We start from the raw sequence: 16490 nt of genomic DNA, 5'->3' as shown, positions 1-16490 counted from the left end.
CATTTTCTCAAGGTTCACCTTATAGTATGAATTTGTGTTGAAAAGGTTCCTCCCTTACCTCCTACTCGATATGAATAAGTAATGGCTCCATTTAAATCTGTTCGATAATGGATTATTTCTTCACTAACTAAATTTTTTAGAACTTCATTGTGAGGATGTCCATATCTGTTGTTCTTCCCTACAGAGATAATGGCGTATTTCGGATTCAATTGATTAAGAAAAACTTCTGAGGTAGAATTTTTACTTCCGTGGTGCCCCACTTTTAAAACATCCACTTTTAACTTTGGATAGGTTGAAAGTATTTCTTCTTCTCCTGGCTTTCCAAGATCACCCGTAAACAACCAGACCAATTTCCCTATTTCACCCACTAAGACGATGGATTCTTCATTCTTTTCTTCATGGTCTGCATTAGGACCCAAGACAAACAAGGATTCATTATTACCAATGGGAATGATATCCCCTCTTTTGACTAATGTTATTTTTATCCCGTTTCGTACCCCATTTGTTATGAAGGGTATCTTCCTGAAATCCTCTTTTGAATGTGTAGCTATTATTATTTCCGCCACTGGTATATTCTCAACAATTCCTTTCGCTCCTCCAATATGGTCTTGATCGGCATGAGTTAATATTAGCCGATCGATTTTTCGAATACCTTTGCTCTTCAATAGGGGAATCACTATATCCTCACCTGGGTCAAAATACGTTTTTCTCTCTTCCCAATTTTCACCTTTATATTGTAATACTCCACCTGTATCAATTAATGTTGTCCCTCTGCCCAATGGCTGTTGAATAAGTATCGAATCTCCCTGTCCAATATCAATAAAAACTATTTCTCCTTTTAATGATCGTTCATTAAAAAAATATTGTCCCAGGACTAAGTACATAATTAGGCTAGCTACCAGAATCATTTGTTGGATGTGCTTCTTTTCCCAACTAATAAATAGACATAAAGCAGAAATTAGGTAAAGGACAATAAATGGCAATCCAATTTTCCCGAAGACGAATGAAGAAAAAGGCAAAGAGCTAATCCAATGGGCCAGACTATTACAAATCCCCAAAACAATTTCTAATAGCCAATGTATGGTAGGCGTAATCCATGGAAAAAGGACCATGGAGAGAAATAGAAAAATTGAACCAGGAAGGATGATTAGAGAAAAGATTGGTACATAGATAACATTTAGAAGGATTCCAATGAAAGTGATTTCCGAAAAATGAAAGAGGATAATGGGAGTGGAAATTAGTTGAGAAATCAAACTGATGTTAAGACTTTGTATGATGAACGTGTACTTTCCGTAGGATTTGGATAAAATTTTTTGGGATATAAGAAGCGCGAACGTAATTCCAAATGATAATTGAAACCCGATATCAAATAAAATGGTTGGTTTTAATGCTAAGACAGTGATGGAGATGGTGGACACTATTGAGGTTGCTGGTACATTTGCCCGAATGAAAGACATGAGTATATACAAACCTACCATTAAGCAAGCCCGTACTACAGAAGGAGTAGCTCCAGCTAAAATACAATAAATAGGTAATAGAGAAAGTATGCAGGCTTTCATGGATTGTCTTGTGATCCCACAACGGATGCCTAGGTAAAATACAGCCGATACTAACAAAACAATATTCAAGCCAGAAATTGCGATTAAATGAACCAAACCTAACTTTTGATAATCTCTATAGGTTTGATCGTCCATAGAACCTGTATCTCCAAATAACATAGCTATAGCAAAACTTTTAACTTCTCCTTCAGCGTTTTCTTCTATAGTATCAATGAAATTTTTCCGTATCATTTTAACCAATTCATGCGAGGTTTTCTTATTTTTCAGACATGATTCCATTAAGCTATTATGTGGTTTAATAATCCAATGAATATATTGCCTCTTTAAGTACAATCGATAATTGAACGAATTAGGATTTCGAGCCTCTTCAGGGTATACAAAAGTAACATCCATTCTACATGTCATGGCAAGGGAGAAAGATTTCTTAAAATACAGCATCTCCTCCTCTGATTGGAAAGTGTATAAAAGTAAGAGTCTTTCATTTTTACTATTCACAACCATTTTTAAAGAGTTTCCGTCCAACTTGTATAAATCAGTGAATCTTACCGGGATTGTCGTATTACCTTCTGTGAAGTTAGTTTGGTGTGTGTCTTCATGAAAATAAGAAAGAAGGGTGAATATGGGGATTATACAAAATGTAAGTAAGTAAATTTTAAGGGGGAGGATTTTATAGGAAAGGTAGAGGAAGAAAAGCAATGGAATAAACGTGTAGGTGTTATGGAAAGAATAGACCGCTATGCCTAAAATAGCAGAAACGGTCCATAAAATCGGAAAGATTAACTTCCAGCTTCCCATACTAAAATAACTCATTTACTTTTTCTTTATAAATATTCAGTTTTCCTTTGTCTACACCCTTGCTTTCAAGCTCATTCAGTACCTGATTCATTAAAGCTCGTTTTTCCGGAGATGTCGGATCTAGAATATTTCCCTCCAAGTGAACCTGTTCCACGATTATGCCAGCTCTTTGGAACAATTCTATCGCATAGGGATGATTTTTATAATCTATAGCATAGTAGACTGCTTTAACTCCTGCTTGAATGATGGATTTACAGCATTGCAAGCAAGGAAAATGTGTTACATAAATCTCTGAATCTGATGTAGGGACACCGAATTTAGCACATTGAAGAATCGCGTTCATTTCAGCATGAATGGTACGGACGCAATGATTGTCAATCACATAGCATCCATCATCGATGCAATGCTCTCCACCTGCGATAGAACCATTATAACCTCCTGCAATGATACGTTTATCCCTTACTATTGTTGCCCCAACCGCAAGTCTTGTACATGTGCTTCTCATAGCAAGTAAATGACTTTGTGCCATAAAATATTGATCCCAACTAATTCTTTCCAATTTCCAAACACCCCTTATACATCATTCGTCAAAAATCTACTTTCATTCTACACAACCAATTTCTCCTTGAATAGAGACAAAATTCACTCTACTGTTATAACATCTTTAAATTTTTCAAAGGTTTTATCACCTATTCCAGAGATATTCTTTAAATCTTCCACAGTCTTAAACGAGCCATTCTGTTTCCTATATTCCAGAATAGCAGCCGCTTTTGAAGGACCTATACCTGGTAACGTTTGTAAAGTTGTTTCATCCGCCAAGTTAATATTTACCTTGTCTGAAGGTTGGTCTTCACTATTTGAACTCACTTGTACAGTACTTACAACGGATTGGTTGGTAACCTCTCCTTTAACAGGTACATAAATAACCATTTGATCTTCTACCTTTTGGGCAAGATTAATAGCATTAATGTTTGCATTCTCAACAACACCACCAGCTTTCAGGATTAAGTCATGTACACGTTCACCTTCCTTAGATGGATAAATTCCCGGTTTTACCACTGCACCCTTAACATCAACTACGATCTTTATTTCTGTGCTTCCTTTTTCGGTAATAGGTTGTTTTTCTGTTTCAACGATACTATCTTCCTCTATTTGACTTTCAATGAAGAATTCCTCGGTCGGTGGGTCCGCTTTCTTTTTATCATGTAAAAAGAACATAGAACCTCCAATTAATAATGATAGGATTACTCCAAAAAATATTTTTTTCTTGTTATTAAGCATTGAAGCCCCTCCTTTTTCGTCAAAGGTATAAATTAATTTTTCCATTCATATCGTTATAGGAGAAGTGTGTTCTCAGGAGGTGAAAACTGATGAAGATAGGGGTAATCGGAACTGGTAATATGGGGACCATACTCGTAGAAGCACTAGTGGAGTCAAAGGCAGTGGAACAAACCGATCTATTCGTAACCAATCGCAGCGTAGGCAAGGTTAATGGCCTGAAGGAACGTTTTCAAGGCATTCAACCCATTAAATCCAACCTAGAAATCGCCCAATTGACCGATCTTATTTTTGTCTGTGTCAAACCAAAGGATATCTATAATGTCCTTTTAACTATAAAGCCACTTTTAAACAAAGAACAATGTGTTGTTTCCATCACTAGTCCTATTTCCGTCTCCCAATTGGAGCAATATATAGAATGTTCATGTGCCCGACTTATACCAAGCATTACAAATAGAGCGTTATCTGGGGTTTCATTAATCAGTTTTGGCCAATCATGCTCAGGGTATTGGAAGAACTTCATCCATGAACTTTCCACAAAAATCTCGATTCCAATTGAAATTGAAAATGAAATTACAAGAATTTCATCAGACATCGTAAGCTGTGGGCCAGCGTTTTTCAGTTATTTAGCACAGGAATTCATTAACGCCGCTTGTAGACAGACTAGTATCGACAAAAAAACCGCTACTGTATTGACCGAAAAGATGTTTATTGGCTTTGGAGAGCTTTTAAAAAAGGGGCACTATTCTTTACCAACATTGCAAGAAAAAGTTTGCGTAAAGGGTGGAATTACAGGAGAAGGCATTAAAGTATTGGAAGCAGAACTAGGCGAAGTTTTTGATCATTTGATTCAGGCAACTCATAGGAAGTTTAATGAAGATATAGAAGAGATAGAAGAACAATTTGGGGTTAAATATTGATTCGACAAGAATTCATTAAATCCTTTTTAATTTAATAAAAAATAAAAAAATGGGACAGCATAATTTGCTGTCCCCATTTTTGGTTAACGTTTTTTCGCTACGAACAGAACTCGTTCTGTGGAGTCATGCAGAGGAAGATTCTCCAAATCAGATAGGGTATCTAATAGGTCAAATCCTGCATCAACAAGCCACTGTTTATACGATTCAACTTTAAAGGTTCTTTGATGATGAAGCTCGTCAAATCGTCGATAAAAATCAGTTTCTTCATCAAGGATAAAGAAGGATAATTCATGCTCTACACTGTGAGGATGATCGCCTTCAAAACAGTTCCAAATGTAAGATACATCATCATCTGCGATCGCATAAGTCTGATTGTGAAATAAATGCTCCATTTTATATAAAGAATGGACATCGAACATAAAAAGTCCGCCAGGCACAAGATGTTGATGAACCTTACTGAAGGTTGATTTTACGTCATTTTCATCCAATAAATAGTTTAAAGAATCGCAAAAAATGACTACAGCATCAAATTCTCCTAACCCTTCTAGATCCTTCATATCCTGTTGAAAAAAAGGGATATTTACATCATGTTGTGCAGACTTTTCAGATGCAATCATAAGCATTTCTTCTGAAAGGTCAACACCAGTCACATTATACCCTTTCTTGGCAAACCGAATAGCGATTTCACCTGTACCACAGCCAATATCCAAGATGGTGTTACATTCTTTACGAAGTTTTTGTGCTTGTTCCACAAATCGTTCAACCCAAAGGTCATATGGAACATCTTTCATTAGCGCATCATAGACTTCTGCAAAGCGATGGTAACTCATTGGTTAAGCTCATTAAGGATGTGTTCAGTTGGAGCGTCTCCCCAAAGACGTTCAAGATTATAGTAGCTTCTCTCTTCACGATGGAAGACATGGGCAACTACGTCCCCTAAATCAACCAGGACCCAACGTGCCTCATCAAAACCTTCAATCCTTTTGACTGTAACCCCTTTTTCTTCAGCCTTTTGCTTCATTTCTCTTGCAATGGCCTGTACTTGTTTATCTGAATTCCCATGGCAAATTAAGAAATAATCCGCTACAAGGGAAATCCCTTTCATATTTAAAACTATCATATCTTCTGCTTTCTTATCATCTGCAGCTTTAGCCGCTGTTAATAGCAGTTCACGTTCATTCATGTATGGTTTTCCTCCAAAATAAGTTTCAAGCATGTCTTGTTTATTTTACCCTAAAAAGACATGCCCATAAATCATTCATTTTTGTTTTATAGACCCTAGAATGTCATTGTACATATAAAAAGTATCTGGATAAATGCGTTGGTTTTTTTTCATTAAAAAAATAATCGTGTTACGTACAGAAAGAAGCAAGGCTTTATCCAAATCCTCTTCAGCAGCATCCCTGACTTCTTCAACTCCCGGAAAATGTCTACCCGGCTCAATATAATCTGCCAAGAATACGATTTTCTCAAGTAAAGCCATCCCAATCCTTCCAGAAGTATGATACTTAATGGCATCGAGGATTTCTCTGTCTGTGATTCCAGCCTCTTTTTCCACTAAATATGCTCCCACCGGAGCGTGCCATAGCTCCTCATTGTACTCAAGAAGGTCTTTAGACATGCCTTGGGATATGATAATTTCTCTCATTTCATCTTTAGGACGAAACTTCGCATAATCATGGAAGATGGCCGCAAACTCAGCCTTGTATGAATTTGCCCCAAATTGATTTGCAAGCTTAATACTAGTTTCCACTACCCCTAATGTATGGAGGTAGCGATGTTCAGTCATCTGACTCTTAACTAAAGAGAGAGCAGTTTCACGATTCATATAAACCATGCTCCTTGATATAAGATTCCACTTGTTCTGGAACTAAATATCGAATACTCATTCCCATATTTAATCTTTCCCTTATCATCGATGAGGATATGAATAGTTCAGGGGTTTGGACATGCTTGATTGGATAAGCAGAGGCTTCATTATAGGTCGGCCGCTTCACCCCAACAAATTGGACCATATTCACTAATTCATCAATTTTATACCAGTTGGGCAGATATTCTATCATGTCCGCACCAATAATAAAATGGATGTCTAAGTCAGGATTTTTTTGTTTTAGCAATTTTATCGTATCATAAGTATAGGATGGGCCTTCCCTATTAAGTTCAATTGCTTCCACCAGAAACTGATTATTGCCGTTTATTGCAAGTTCCAACATATCTACACGTGCCTGATTGGATACTCGTTCTGTCTTTTCCTTATGAGGAGGAACAGAATTAGGCATAAATCGAATCTCTTCTAATCCAAGTGAATGTAAGACCTCATTTGCTATGATTAAATGTCCGATATGGGGAGGATCAAATGTTCCTCCGAGTATCCCAATTTTCTTTTTCATAGACCCATTCCTTATGGTAATTGTAATTGTTTATTTTCCCTTGACTCTTTATATAAAACGATTGTATTTCCAATGATTTGTACAAGCTCAGCTCGTGCACCTTTTGACAACTCTTCAGCTACTGTATCGCGGTCATCTTCACAATTCTGTAGAACGCTGATTTTAAGTAACTCTCTAGCTTCCAATGCATCTGCTACTTGTTTAATCATATTATCATTTACCCCACCCTTACCTACTTGGAAAATAGGGTTTAAATGATGTGCTTTTGAACGTAAGAATCTTTTTTGCTTTCCTGTTAACATGTTGTTCCTCCTAATTGTTGCAAGACAACTTTTTTCATTCTCTCCGAGTCCGGTTTCATTCCTGTCCATAATTCAAAGGCCAATGCGCCTTGATAAACGAACATTCCAATACCATTTTGAGTCTTAGATCCTTTTTGTGAAGCCTTTGTTAAAAACTCTGTTTCTAATGGATTGTATATGATATCACAAACAACGCTATTTGACTTTAATTTTTCCAAGTCAATCGGGGACTCATTGGTGAGGGGACTCATCCCAATTGACGTAGTTTGGATAATTAGATCATACTTATCCAGATTTTCTTGAGCTTCTAGCATATCAAGTGCAATGGATTTCCCCTCAATTGGGCATTCCTTGATTAAATCCCAAGCACGTTGGATTGTACGATTGCAAATGTCGACCCTATTCCAACCTTCACTTAACAAAGTATAATAAATCGCTCTTGCCGCCCCCCCAGAACCAACGATCAAGACTTTGCATTCTGGATTAATAAGATTACCCATTTCATGTAAAAGAGCCGACACAAACCCTAAACCGTCAGTATTGAAGCCGACCAATTTCCCATCTCTGTTCACGACTGTATTGACAGCTCCAATTGCTGCAGCCAAGGGGTCAATTTCATCCAGTAGTGGGATGATCGTTGTTTTATGAGGGACTGTTACGTTAAAACCCTTTATATTTAAGGCTTTCAATCCCTTAATGGCATCAGTCAACTCACTAGGCCTTACATGAAAAGGATGATAATACGCATCCATTCCTAAAGCTGAAAAAGCACTATTGTGCATTGCAGGGGACATAGAGTGATTAATTGGGTCGCCTATCACACCATAGAGTTGCTTCACACTTTCCATCCCCTTCTATATTAAATTAATGATTTTCTTATCATAACTGAAACGCCTTTAGGTACATGCGTAACGATTCTTACCCCAGGCTCATTGATTGTAACCCAGCCTAATCCTGAGAAAACAACATCTGTCTTCGGCTCTTTGATTGAAAATTCATGCGCGACCATTTCCGGGAAGTTTTCCAACTGCTCAGGTCTAGGTGGAGTCAAAAGCTCACCTACATGATTTTTATAAAGTTCATTCGCCTTTTCGAGCTTCGTACGATGAATCATCAGTTCATTTGATAAGTAGCACGTAAAGGATTTTCGCCCTCCAGCTATATAATCAAATCGGGCTAAACCTCCAAAAAATAAGGTTTGACCCTCATTCAGTTGATAAATTTTAGGTTTGATTTCTTTTTTGGGAGTAATAAACTTTAAATCTCTTTTATCAACGAAATGTGCCATTTGGTGATGATTGATAATACCAGGAGTATCGATTAATGCTTTATCGTCATCAAGTGGGATTTCAATTGTATCAAGCGTAGTGCCAGGGAAGTGTGAAGTAGTAATAATATCGCCTTCGCCCGTCACTTCCTTAATAATTCGATTAATGAATGTTGATTTACCAACATTCGTACATCCTACCACATATACATCTTTACCATTTCGATATTGCTCAATCGCTTCCGCAGCTTCTTTAATAAAACTCCCTTTGTGGGAGCTTACCAACATTATGTCAATTGGCTTTAGGCCCAATTCCTTAGCGGCTTGCTTCATCCAGTTGATCACTTTGTTATGCTTGACTGACTTCGGTAGCAAGTCCACTTTATTTCCAATCAAAAGGACATCATTGTTTCCGACGAACCGATGAAGGCCAGGCAGCCAACTACCGTTAAAATCGAAGATATCGACAATCTTAACGATAAGGGCATTCCTTTTTCCAACTTCATTCAAAATTTTTAAAAAGTCATCATCAGTCAAAGAAACATCTTGAACTTCATTATAATTTTTTAATCGAAAGCATCGTTGACAAATGATTGTTTCTTTTTCCAATGAAGATTTTGGAGCATAGCCTAATTTCGTCGCATCCTCTGTTTGGATTTCTACTCCACATCCGATACAGCTAATAAGTTCAATATTATTCAATTTTGGTCCTCCCATTGCAGCAACCCTTTTTTCCTAAAAAACGCAAGGATCCGTCTCTCAACTTTTCTATTAAATCTTGTTATTAAACCGTCTGTCTGTGCAACAGGCACGACAAGAATCGTATGAAAACCATTTCTATTACCACCTAAAACATCTGTTAAGAGCTGATCACCAATCACGACAGCTTCTTCCCTTTTAATTCCCATTTGTTGAATTGCTTTACGAAAAGCTCGTCCCATTGGTTTACGCGCCAAAAATATGAAGGGAATTTGAAGTGGATCGGAAAAAGTACGCACTCGTCTCTCATTATTGTTAGAAACAATTGTTACAAGGATTCCATGTGAGCGCATATTTTCGAACCATTCAATAAGCTTCGGTGTAGCTGTAGGTCGATCCCATTCAACCAATGTGTTATCTAAATCCGTAATGATTCCTTTTATGCCTTTTTCCAACAGACTTTCAGGATTAATATCGAATATGCTTTTTACGTGTTCGCTTGGCAAGAAATTTTTTAACATTCGGTATACACCTCATTCACACTACAATTTGATTTTTATCTATTAATAAAACGAGAAACACACCCTAATATACTTTTCTGGACATATACATCATATCGAATTTCCATGTTTCTTTCAAAATCCTCCATTTTTCTACATCTACCTGTATGGTTTCATTAGGGTATTTTTTCTCTGTAAATGACTATTTTATGAGTTATTCCAAAAAAAAGCAGAATATTTTTCGACAAAACTCAAGGGTCTTTTTTGTGTGGATAACCTTATTAACATTATTCCCTTTGATACATCCACAAACCCTATAGTTATAAACAACTTATTAACAACTTATCCACCTAAAGCTGTGGATAAGGGAACGGTTGTTCTATACGTTTATTTTTGATAGAGTAAGGGTACAACATAGAACCTACCATTTTATGTATTTTCTTGTTGAAGTTCCTATTAAATTATGGAGGTGAATAGCCGATAGGCTTCTCTATGAATAAACTATCAGATGATCTATTAATTGAATCCTACTACAAAGCTACAGAATTAAAACTAAGCAAAGAGTTTATTCGATTAATTGAAAAAGAAATTCACCGGCGCTCTTTATCTAACAGCATTAAAGTTTCCTCATAAAAATATAAAAAGCATGTTGATAACAAACTTGGACGCCACATAAAGGCGCCCGGGTTTTTTTGTATTTACTAATGAACAAAGCATGTAAGTAGTAGCCGTTTCTTAGGAATTGATTTTACCTACATATCCTAAAACCTGTCCTAGCTTTATGTCTGCAGGAAGGGGCAGGCTTTTCTCCATAATAAAAGTCTCTTTTTCAAAAAGCAAAACGATAGTAGAGCCAAAGCTGAAGTACGCGATTTCCTCACCTTTTTCAATTTTGTCTTTTGGATTGGTTATTTCTATTGAATTCACAAACATCGCTCCCACTTTCACGACAGCAACATGCCCTTCTGCATGCTTGATTTCAGTTATGACTCTGTAGTTCTTGGATAAAGGGGCCTTTCCAAATTTCAATCCCGCCTTATTGACTGGATAGGATTTCCCACCTAGTGTCCAACGCCCTTTAATCTGTCCTTCAATTGGTGAATGAATTCTATGATAGTGACTCGGGCTTAAATAAAGGACCGCATAATTTCCACCTATATACTTTTTCAATACCTCTTCATTACCGAGCATTTCATGAATCGAATAAATTTTACCTTTTACAGTGATTTCACTCGTATCCGTTATACTCCCAAAATCCTCAAAAACCGCATCTACCGGACTAATTAAGCTATTTTTTTGTTGATCAATGAATCTGGCATCTGCTTTCAAGGTCCTTGTAAAAAAATCATGCAAAGTCTCGAATTCATGTAATTCTCTCTTCATTTCTTGAAGATTTATGCGATACAGCTTGGAAAATGAAGGAATCACATTCTTACTAAGTTTGGATTGTGAAAATTTCTTCATAAACTGAGATGTCAGCTTTCCATTCGTCAATTCAATCATCGCTTTATATAATGGTTCGATCAAGGTAGAACCTCCATTAAGGTAAAATAATTCATAACCTATTGCATATCCTGTACAGAATAAAATATTATTATATAATAAACAACCTGTTTATGTCCCTTCTGTTTTTGAATAAGGAGTGAAAATTTATGTTTTTATCCGAAGTTTTCGATCATACAATAAAAAAATTAAAGGCCCAAACGGCTAACGTCATGACATTAACTAATTTATCCCTTGGTGGGTTTGCCATACTGGCTGTCGTTCGAGGACAGCTGCATTTAGGACTATTATTGATTTTTGTGGCTGCATTGGCAGACAGATTTGATGGCATGATTGCACGTAAATTCAATATTGAATCTGAACTTGGTAAACAACTGGATTCCATGAGTGATATCATTTCTTTTGGGGTAGCACCAGCTCTACTATTATATCAAGGCATTCTATTTGATTTTGGAGCACCAGGAATGTTTTTTACAGTTTTATATATTGGTTGCGGGGCTTTCCGTTTAGCTAGATTCAATATCACCGAAAGCAATGGCTTTTTTGTTGGGTTGCCAATAACAGCAGCAGGGTGCCTTGCAACTTTGAGTTTTTTAGGACAGTCTATTTTCCCTCCTGTATTTTATTTATTCTTTGTTCTTATACTGGCTTTATTAATGGTCAGTCCATTTAAGTTGAGAAAAGTGTAATGCTTAAAATGTAAAAAAATGCTCCCAGACATGGGAGCATTTTTTTACAATGAAAGAAGTTAACTAAGAACTAGAGAAGGTGATTGCAGCGAAGGGCGAACGCTTTCCGCGGGCGTGGCTTGAGCCTCCTCCTTCGCTACGCTCGTGCGGGGTCTCAAGGCTCACGCTTATCCCGCAGGAGCGGTAGCGACGAGGAGGCTCGGCGAACTCCCCCCGGAAAGCAAGCGGCTGGAGCGGAAATCAACCTTTTCGCCTACCATACTTATCAAAAATGTCAAAAGGTATCGAGAGAGCGTACTCTCGATACCTTTTGTCGACAATCTGAATGCTCCCAGACATGGGAGCATTTTTATTAGTTTGTCTGCTTTACGAGATCATCTGTCAATTGCAAGAATTCTTCGATGTCCGATAAGCAAACGTCAACTGCTTTTTTCCAGAAATCCTTTTGTGTTAAATCAACATTAAGATGCTTTTTAGCCAACTCTTCCACCCTCATTGAACCAGTGTCCTTCAACAAGTTCATATAGGCTTCCTCGAAGTCTCCCCCGTTCTCTAGAGCCAGGGCATAGATACCTAGTGAAAATAAGAAACCGAACGTATAAGGGAAATTATAGAATGGTACGCCTGTGATATAAAAATGCAGTTTGGATGCCCAGAAAGTCGGATGGTATTCAGACAATGCATCTCCATATGCTTCCTTTTGTGCTTCAAGCATCAACTCGTTCAATCTTGTAGCACTGACCATTCCTTTCTTACGTTCCGCGTAAAAGCTCGTTTCAAATAGGAACCTAGCGTGTATATTCATCAATAGTGCAACTGTGCGTTGGATTTTATCTTCAAGCAATGCCAGTTTTTCATTTTCATTTTTCGCTTCCTTCAACGATGCATCCGAAACTACCATTTCAGCGAACATTGACGCTGTTTCGGCAACATTCATCGCATATCCTCTGTTTAATGGATGTGTTCCTTTAAGGGCAAAAGAATGGAAGGCATGGCCTAGTTCATGCGCAAGTGTTGAGATATTGGATGGAGTTCCGGAATATGTCATGAAAATACGGGATTGTTCATCTTCTGGAAATCCTGTACAAAAACCACCTGGACGCTTGTTAGGACGATCCTCCGCTTCAATCCAGCGATTTTCGAAAGCTTTTTCAGTAAACGCTGTCAGCTTTTCACCAAACTTAGCAAAATGTTTTAGGATGAACTCTGCCCCTTCTTGATAGCTAACAGTTGATTGTTCACTTTCAGAAAGAGGTGCATCCAAATCACTCCAGCTTAGCTTTTCCACACCTAGCAATTGCGCTTTTCGATTTAAAAATTTCACTAGTGGCTCTTTATTTTCTGCAATGGTCCCCCACATGCTTTCCAGGGTTACTTTTTGCATTCTGTTGATCTCTAATGGCTCTTTAAGAACCTCTTCCCATCCACGTTTTTTATAGACAGAAAGGCGGAATCCTGCCAGATGGTTCAATGCCTTTGCAAACAATTCCTCTTTATCACTCCAAGCTTTTTCCCACTCCTTGAGAATTGCTTGGCGTACTTCACGTTTCGGATGCGAAAACTTATTGGAAGCTTGACCTACTGAAAGGTGTTGAACTACCCTATCAACTTCAAAAGGAATTGTAATTGTTCCTACAATCGTATCATATAACTGTCCCCAGCCATGGTATCCATCTACACCCAATTGAGTGATCAACGTCTCTTCCTCAACAGAAAGCTTTTCATTAGCACGTGCTCTTCGTTCATTAAGAATAAATTGAAGTTCCCTTAACTTATCAGTATTTGTTAAGTTGTTGAATACTTCATCATCAATCTTTGTTAATTTTTCATCTAATTTAGTTAAGATATTTTGGAAATTTGCACTATTTGCCGTAATTTCCGCTCTCAAGGTCGTAGCTTTTTTGTCCTTGGAATTTTGTGCTTCCAAACAGCTTACAAAAGCTCCAGCCTGCCGTAGTTTACTGTAAGCCTTTGCAAATTGATTTAGAATCATTTCCAAAGTGGCCGCATCTTCTAAGCTATTGGAAACTTCCCATTGATTAAGCTTTTCTTCGAATACACTTAGATCTTCTTTTACAACGTTAAGAAATGATTCAAATTCTTTAGACTCACTTCCTCCTTTGAAAAATACATCTAAATCCCATACCGGTGAATACGTTTTCATATGTACATACCTCCTAAACTGTTCCAATTATATCTCATTTTTCAGAATTTTTCTATTTTATTGCACAATAATAATTACTATTGAATCAGTTAGTTCTAGAAAATGTAAAAATAATTGTGTAGTACAGACACGATTCAAGGAGTATTTTCATAGGTATTAATAATAGGCGAATGTCTAATAAATCGGGGGTGATTTTATGCCAGACATTCTTACTGCGCTCGGCTATTTGGTGAAAGAATTATTTTTCCTGGTTTCTTATGTGAAGAATAATGCGTTTCCTCAACCATTATCATCAAAAGATGAGCAAAAATACTTAAAACTAATGGCTAACGGAGACGCAGAAGCCAGAAACTTATTAATTGAACATAATTTAAGATTGGTTGCACATATTGTGAAGAAATTCGAGAATACCGGAGAGGATACCGAGGATCTGATTTCTATAGGGACGATCGGACTAATCAAGGCCATTGAAAGCTATTCAGAAGGAAAAGGTACAAAGCTCGCAACCTATGCGGCTAGATGTATAGAAAATGAAATTCTCATGCATCTAAGGGCCACCAAAAAAACAAAAAAAGATGTTTCTCTACATGATCCCATTGGTCAAGACAAAGAAGGAAATGAAATAAGTTTGATCGATGTCCTGAAATCAGAATCTGAGGACGTTATTGAAATGATACAACTGAATATGGAAATTGAAAAAGTCAAAAAATACATTGATGTCCTGGATGAACGTGAAAAAGAAGTCATAGTCGGAAGGTTTGGATTAGGTTTGCAAAAAGAAAAAACCCAGCGTGAAATAGCGAAGGAGCTTGATATATCCAGAAGCTATGTATCACGGATCGAAAAAAGGGCCTTAATGAAAATGTTCCACGAATTTTATCGTGCGGAAAAAGAAAAGAAAAGAAAATAATCTGTTCATACATCTTGGCGACCTTGTACAGGTCGTCTTTATTTTTACTGATACTAACAAGGACACTTACGAAAATAAGGATTAAACGATTTACCAAACTTTCACCTATAATTTGTCCATCCCATATGCTATTAAGGAGCAAGCTATGTGTTCATGAAGGGAGGGTCACATATGGTCAATGGCTGTGGACCTTACGGGTATCCAATAGTCCCAGTCCCAGTTCCAGTACCTTATCCATGTTATGGTGGGTATGGTGGTGCTGGAGCAGCATATGCACTATTCATTGTATTATTGATAATAGTATTAATATTTGGAGGCTGGTGGTTTTTTAGCTGCGGTTTTGACAGATTCCGCTGTTAAAGATATCGGGAGGTTCCTTGAAACAACTAAGGGGCCGATTCAAAATTGCATTTGACGTGCAATTTTGAATCGGCCCCTTTTTATGAAGTAAATTTCCCTATCCTACTCTACACTTACTTCAGCTGAGATAATCAACGCAATAGCGGCTGATATGATTAAAGTAAATACCATGGAGAACATTTCAAATCTCCCCCTTACCATATATGATAATTTGAATTTACCATACTGTAGGTTTTATTAACGATCGGAGATTTGAACATTTTATAGAGAAACCATTACAACTTTGTGACAGAAAAACCCGTTAGCCGGTATCCTTATAAACCCACATGATTTCTTTTCTTTTTGCAATAATTTTACTCATCATAATCTCCACCTTTCATTATTTAATAAAATAAAAATTATAGCATTTGTCTAAAATCAAGTGATTTTCTATAATTTTCTTCATGAATTTTTTTGATATTTTCTTGATGGATAGCTCCTTCTAACGAAGTCTGGTTGGCTTTTATGGTTATGGTGAAAAATAAAAGGTTCAGTGTCATATGATCACCTCCCGTTTATAAGTGTATTATTGTTTTTCATTATGTTTACAGCATTTGTCTATATTCTAGAGTTTTATTGAAGTTGTGTTCATGCATTTTTTTAATGTTTTCCTGATGAATGGCCTCATCAAGCGTTGTGCTTTTGGTTTTAATCGTAATGGTAAATAATATAAGGTTCAGTGTCATTTGAATTCACCTCCAGTTAATAAGTGTATTATCGTTTCTCATTATGGTTACAACATTTGTCTAAATTCTAGAACTTTATTGAAGTTGTTTTCATGCATCTTTTTAATGTTTTCTTGATGGATAGCCTCTAGAGTAGTGCTATTGGTTTTGATCGTGATGGTAAATAATATAAGGTTCAATGTCATTTGAGTTCACCTCCAATGCTAAATTTTTAATTTGATTTACTTACAGCATTTGTCTAAATTCTAGGGCTTTATTGAAATTGTTTTCATGGATCTTTTTAATGTTTTCTTGATGGATAGCCTCTTCTAGAGTAGTGCTATTAGTTTTGATCGTGATGGTAAATAATATAAGGTTCAATGTCATTTGAGTTCACCTCCAATGCTAAATTTTTAATTTGATTTACTTACAGCATTTGTCTAAATTTCT

The 16490-nt window shown here is 36.9% G+C and carries 22 protein-coding genes; 5 read left to right on the top strand and 17 right to left on the bottom strand.

The features are described from left to right. Window positions 1-14 precede the first annotated feature (14 nt). From G3O09_RS12775 to G3O09_RS12765, 3 genes are all read right to left on the bottom strand, one after another. Entirely contained in the window at window positions 15-1997 is a 1983-nt protein-coding gene (locus tag G3O09_RS12775) for a DNA internalization-related competence protein ComEC/Rec2 (RefSeq protein ID WP_163101880.1), read from the bottom strand. 358 nt (window positions 1998-2355) lie between these two features. Further along, window positions 2356-2913, bottom strand: coding sequence for a ComE operon protein 2 (locus tag G3O09_RS12770; protein ID WP_163101879.1), 558 nt, complete (start codon window positions 2911-2913; stop codon window positions 2356-2358). Window positions 2914-2996: 83 nt separating this feature from the next. Beyond that, window positions 2997-3635 (bottom strand): helix-hairpin-helix domain-containing protein, encoded by a 639-nt coding sequence (locus G3O09_RS12765; RefSeq protein WP_163101878.1) that lies wholly within the window; start codon window positions 3633-3635, stop codon window positions 2997-2999. Window positions 3636-3724: 89 nt separating this feature from the next. On the opposite strand from G3O09_RS12765, the gene comER reads away from it, so the two are divergent. Next, window positions 3725-4552, top strand: coding sequence for a late competence protein ComER (comER, locus tag G3O09_RS12760; protein WP_163101877.1), 828 nt, complete (start codon window positions 3725-3727; stop codon window positions 4550-4552). Window positions 4553-4635: 83 nt separating this feature from the next. On the opposite strand, the gene G3O09_RS12755 is transcribed toward comER, so the two are convergent. From G3O09_RS12755 to G3O09_RS12720, 8 genes are all read right to left on the bottom strand, one after another. Continuing rightward, window positions 4636-5382, bottom strand: a complete 747-nt coding sequence (locus G3O09_RS12755; protein WP_163101876.1) for a class I SAM-dependent DNA methyltransferase — start codon at window positions 5380-5382, stop codon at window positions 4636-4638. Further along, a complete protein-coding gene (gene rsfS, locus G3O09_RS12750; RefSeq protein ID WP_163101875.1) occupies window positions 5379-5735 on the bottom strand; it encodes a ribosome silencing factor in 357 nt (118 codons plus the stop codon). The genes G3O09_RS12755 and rsfS overlap by 4 nt, the downstream gene beginning before the upstream one ends. 75 nt (window positions 5736-5810) lie before the next feature. Continuing rightward, a complete protein-coding gene (gene yqeK / locus G3O09_RS12745) occupies window positions 5811-6380 on the bottom strand; it encodes a bis(5'-nucleosyl)-tetraphosphatase (symmetrical) YqeK (protein ID WP_163101874.1) in 570 nt (189 codons plus the stop codon). Then, a complete protein-coding gene (locus G3O09_RS12740) occupies window positions 6370-6942 on the bottom strand; it encodes a nicotinate-nucleotide adenylyltransferase (protein ID WP_163101873.1) in 573 nt (190 codons plus the stop codon). The genes yqeK and G3O09_RS12740 overlap by 11 nt, the downstream gene beginning before the upstream one ends. A gap of 11 nt (window positions 6943-6953) precedes the next feature. Beyond that, the gene (gene yhbY, locus G3O09_RS12735) at window positions 6954-7244 is read right to left on the bottom strand and encodes a ribosome assembly RNA-binding protein YhbY (protein ID WP_163101872.1); all 291 of its coding nucleotides are present in this window, start codon (window positions 7242-7244) and stop codon (window positions 6954-6956) included. Beyond that, window positions 7238-8083: a shikimate dehydrogenase gene (gene aroE / locus G3O09_RS12730; RefSeq protein WP_163101871.1), complete on the bottom strand. Its 846-nt coding sequence runs from the start codon at window positions 8081-8083 to the stop codon at window positions 7238-7240. Before aroE ends, yhbY begins: the two co-directional genes overlap by 7 nt. A gap of 20 nt (window positions 8084-8103) precedes the next feature. Next, window positions 8104-9228, bottom strand: coding sequence for a ribosome biogenesis GTPase YqeH (gene yqeH, locus G3O09_RS12725; protein ID WP_163101870.1), 1125 nt, complete (start codon window positions 9226-9228; stop codon window positions 8104-8106). After that, window positions 9210-9731 carry a YqeG family HAD IIIA-type phosphatase gene (locus G3O09_RS12720; RefSeq protein ID WP_163101869.1) on the bottom strand — a complete coding sequence of 174 codons (522 nt, stop codon included), beginning with the start codon at window positions 9729-9731 and terminating at the stop codon, window positions 9210-9212. Before G3O09_RS12720 ends, yqeH begins: the two co-directional genes overlap by 19 nt. A gap of 471 nt (window positions 9732-10202) precedes the next feature. Here G3O09_RS12720 and G3O09_RS12715 point away from each other — a divergent pair, with 471 nt between their 5' ends. Continuing rightward, complete coding sequence (locus G3O09_RS12715) at window positions 10203-10343, top strand: sporulation histidine kinase inhibitor Sda (RefSeq protein ID WP_163101868.1); 141 nt, start codon at window positions 10203-10205, stop codon at window positions 10341-10343. 102 nt (window positions 10344-10445) lie between these two features. Here G3O09_RS12715 and G3O09_RS12710 read toward each other — a convergent pair whose 3' ends face one another. Further along, the gene (locus G3O09_RS12710) at window positions 10446-11237 is read right to left on the bottom strand and encodes a phosphatidylserine decarboxylase (protein ID WP_163101867.1); all 792 of its coding nucleotides are present in this window, start codon (window positions 11235-11237) and stop codon (window positions 10446-10448) included. Between the two features lie 125 nt (window positions 11238-11362). Between G3O09_RS12710 and pssA the strand changes: the two genes are divergently transcribed. After that, window positions 11363-11902 (top strand): CDP-diacylglycerol--serine O-phosphatidyltransferase, encoded by a 540-nt coding sequence (gene pssA / locus G3O09_RS12705; RefSeq protein WP_163101866.1) that lies wholly within the window; start codon window positions 11363-11365, stop codon window positions 11900-11902. A 352-nt stretch (window positions 11903-12254) separates the two neighbouring features. Here the strand turns inward: pssA and G3O09_RS12700 are convergent, their stop codons facing one another. Then, the gene (locus G3O09_RS12700; RefSeq protein ID WP_163101865.1) at window positions 12255-14066 is read right to left on the bottom strand and encodes a M3 family oligoendopeptidase; all 1812 of its coding nucleotides are present in this window, start codon (window positions 14064-14066) and stop codon (window positions 12255-12257) included. A gap of 196 nt (window positions 14067-14262) precedes the next feature. On the opposite strand from G3O09_RS12700, the gene sigK reads away from it, so the two are divergent. Both sigK and G3O09_RS12690 read left to right on the top strand, forming a co-directional pair. Further along, window positions 14263-14976, top strand: coding sequence for an RNA polymerase sporulation sigma factor SigK (gene sigK, locus G3O09_RS12695; RefSeq protein WP_163101864.1), 714 nt, complete (start codon window positions 14263-14265; stop codon window positions 14974-14976). A 171-nt stretch (window positions 14977-15147) separates the two neighbouring features. Beyond that, a complete protein-coding gene (locus G3O09_RS12690) occupies window positions 15148-15336 on the top strand; it encodes a hypothetical protein (protein ID WP_163101863.1) in 189 nt (62 codons plus the stop codon). A gap of 398 nt (window positions 15337-15734) precedes the next feature. Here G3O09_RS12690 and G3O09_RS12685 read toward each other — a convergent pair whose 3' ends face one another. From G3O09_RS12685 to G3O09_RS12670, 4 genes are read right to left on the bottom strand one after another with little or no spacing between them, the layout of a single operon-like run. Next, complete coding sequence (locus G3O09_RS12685; protein ID WP_163101862.1) at window positions 15735-15875, bottom strand: YrzI family small protein; 141 nt, start codon at window positions 15873-15875, stop codon at window positions 15735-15737. 45 nt (window positions 15876-15920) lie between these two features. Then, window positions 15921-16061: a YrzI family small protein gene (locus G3O09_RS12680; RefSeq protein WP_163101861.1), complete on the bottom strand. Its 141-nt coding sequence runs from the start codon at window positions 16059-16061 to the stop codon at window positions 15921-15923. Between the two features lie 47 nt (window positions 16062-16108). Continuing rightward, window positions 16109-16246, bottom strand: a complete 138-nt coding sequence (locus tag G3O09_RS12675) for a YrzI family small protein (RefSeq protein WP_163101860.1) — start codon at window positions 16244-16246, stop codon at window positions 16109-16111. A gap of 40 nt (window positions 16247-16286) precedes the next feature. Then, window positions 16287-16427 carry a YrzI family small protein gene (locus G3O09_RS12670; RefSeq protein ID WP_163101859.1) on the bottom strand — a complete coding sequence of 47 codons (141 nt, stop codon included), beginning with the start codon at window positions 16425-16427 and terminating at the stop codon, window positions 16287-16289. Between the last annotated feature and the right edge of the window lie 63 nt (window positions 16428-16490).

It is taken from the genome of Peribacillus alkalitolerans (assembly GCF_010882125.1).
Lineage (GTDB): Bacteria > Bacillota > Bacilli > Bacillales > DSM-1321 > Bacillus_BN > Bacillus_BN alkalitolerans.
Note: the sequence above shows the minus strand (reverse complement) of the source record. Positions and strands in the feature narration are given on the sequence as shown.